This is a genomic window from Streptomyces sp. SID11385 (genome assembly GCF_010548245.1).
Lineage (GTDB): Bacteria > Actinomycetota > Actinomycetes > Streptomycetales > Streptomycetaceae > Streptomyces.
The window spans coordinates 1-2,663 of the sequence record NZ_JAAGLR010001070.1 but is presented as its reverse complement, the minus strand read 5'-3'; the positions used below and the strand labels follow the sequence as shown (position 1 = coordinate 2,663).

At 69.1% G+C, this 2,663-nt stretch carries 1 protein-coding gene; it reads right to left on the bottom strand.

The window, feature by feature from the left end; genetic code table 11:
- Positions 1–125 precede the first annotated feature (125 nt).
- Positions 126–2,036 carry an ABC transporter substrate-binding protein gene (locus G3I42_RS32935; RefSeq protein ID WP_164291343.1) on the bottom strand — a complete coding sequence of 637 codons (1,911 nt, stop codon included), beginning with the start codon at positions 2,034–2,036 and terminating at the stop codon, positions 126–128.
- Positions 2,037–2,663 lie beyond the last annotated feature (627 nt).

The window sequence follows — 2,663 nt, the reverse complement described above, 5'->3', positions numbered from 1 at the left end:
CCCGCGACGTGGCGACGCCGCCCCGGGCACGGGGCGCCGATCGGGATGCCGCGACGTCGTGACGCCTCCGGGGCGACGGGGCGCCGCCGCGACGCCGCCCCGACGCCGCCCCGCGACGTCATCCGCTACTCGCGGTCCCAGGCCGTCGCGCGCCGCCGCATCCCGAAGAACACGCCGCCGCCGACGAGGAGGACGACCACGACACCGATGCCGATCCAGAGCCCGGTGTTGGAACCGGAGCCCGAGTCCGAGGAGGCGTTGTCGGTCGCACCGGAGGAGGCACCGCCGGCCGGGACGGCCGACCACCAGCTCCAGTAGCCGTCCTGGCCGTAGATGTTGCCCGCGGCCGTGGGCATGGTCTCGATGGACTTGATCTGGTCGGTGCGGTACGCCTCGACGGCGTTCGGGTACGCCATCACGTTCATGTAGCCCGTGTCGTAGAGCCGCGACTCCATCTGCTTGACGAGGTCCGCGCGCTTGGCGGGGTCGTACTCGGCGAGCTGCTTGTCGTACAGATCGTCGTACTTCTTGTCGCAGATGAAGTTGTCGGTCGCCGCGACGGCCTTGGGCTTCGTGGGCAGCGCCGCGCACGTGTGGATCGAGAGGACGAAGTCCGGGTCGGGGTTGACGGACCAGCCGTCGAAGGCGAGGTCGTAGTCACCGGCGACCCAGGGATCGGTCACGTTGTCGAGGCAGTCGACCTTGAGACCGACGCCGAGGTCGCCCCACCACTCCTGCAAGTACTTGCTGACGGCGCGGTCGTTGGGGTCCGTGGCGTGGCACAGCATGCGGTACGACAGGGGCTTGCCGTCCTTGCCGACGCGCTTGCCGTCGCCGTTCTTCTTGTAGCCCGCCTCGTCGAGCAGCTTTGCCGCGCCCTTGGGGTCGTACTTCAGTTCCTGGTCGGCCGAGGGCTGCCAGGCGTAGTCGCCGAAGCGCGGCGGGATGTACCCCGCGCCCTCGACCGCCTGGCCCTGGAAGACCCGGTCGACGATGGTCTTGCGGTCGACGGCCATGAACAGCGCGTGCCTGACCTTCTCGTTGAGCAGCGAGGGGTCGCCCGTGCCGAACTTCTTGCCGTCCTTCGTCCGCGCGCCCGGGTTCGTGGCGATGGCGTAGAAACGACGCCCTGGACCGTCGTTGACCTTGATGTCCGGGGCGCCCTTGAGCGACTGCGCCTGCGCGGGGGTCAGTGCGGGGCTGCCGGCGACGAACGAGACCTCGCCCTTGCGGAGCGCGGCGACGGCGGCGTCCTGGTCCTTGTAGTACCGGAAGACGATGTTGTCGAACTTCGGGCTGCCCCGCCAGAAGTCCTTGTTGGCCTTGAGCTTGACGTAGCTGTCGACCTTGTAGCCCGTGAGGATGAACGGCCCGTTCCCGACGATCGGGAACTTCTGGTCGTTGTTGAACTTCGACAGGTCGTTGACCTTTTCCCACACGTGCTTGGGCACGATCGGAACGTCCAGCGCCGTCATGGTCGCCTGCGGTTTCTTCAGCTCGATGACGAGCTTGTCCTTGCTCGGCGCCGTCACCTTCTTGAAGTTGGTGACGAAACTGCCGTTCGCGGTGGCCGCGCCCTCGTCCGTCATCATCTTGTTGAAGGTCCAGGCGGCGTCCTCGGCCGTCGCCTGCTCGCCATCGGACCACTTCGAGTTCGACCGGATCTCGTACGTCCAGGTCAATTTGTCCTTTGAAGCTGACCACTTGGTGGCCAGCCCGGGTATGACGTGGTTGTCCTTGGCGTCGTAATTGGTCAGGAAGTCGTACATCAGCCGGGAGACGCTGGTGCTGACCAGACGCGTCGCGAGGAAGGGGCTCAGCGAGTCCACGCTCTGCGCGAGCGCGACGGTCAGCGTCGTCTCCTTGTCGGCCGCGGCGGCCGTCGCCGTCGTGGGACTCAGCGGCGTGGCGAGTCCCGCGGTGAGCGAGAGCGCCGCTACCCCGGCCGCCGCGACGAGCCGGAACCGGCCACGCGCGCCGCCTCCGGGCGTTGGCCCCGCTGGTAGTGCTCTGCCGTACTGATCTGCTCTGCTCATGGGCCGCTGACCTCGTGTCATCGCTCGCGCTTCGTTAACTGGCGCATCACTGTGAGCCGTTGGGGTGATGTGAGTGTCTACCAGCGCTGGTCTAAACATGTCAACGATGCGTGAACGCTGTGTGGCCTGCGACAACGGCCGAGGGCCCGCACCATTTGACCGGTACGGGCCCTCATTGGTCTAGTCCGCTGAAACCCCTGCGGTACGGGGGTTGTTCAGGTGGCGGAGGGAGGCTGGGGCGGCCACTGCGCCTCGTTCCCGCCGCCGTCGTCGGCCTCGTCCGGCACGGCGCGCGCCCCCTCCGTCGGACCGGCGTACGCCGACGGATTCGCGCCAGGCGCGGCCGCTCCCTGCTGCGGCGCGGGATACCCGTACGGCGCGGGCTGCGCCTGTCCCGGATACCCGTACGCCGCCCCGCCCCCGACCCCGGCCGGCGGCGCGGAAGCCTGGGGCTGCGGCGGGTACGGGTACGGGTACGGGTACGGGTACGGTGCCGCGCCGGGGTGGGGCTGCGCGGTATACGGGCCCGGCGAAGCGCCCGGCTGGGGCTGCGCCGGGTACGGGATGGGGGCAGCACCGGCCTGGGGCTGCGCCGCGTACGGGCCGGGGGTCGCGCCGGGCTGAGGC

What these genes read in the sequence shown, in the direction of transcription:
- G3I42_RS32935 (WP_164291343.1), bottom strand. Translation starts at nt 2,036, where the DNA reads ATGAGCAGAGCAGATCAGTACGGCAGAGCACTACCAGCGGGGCCAACG.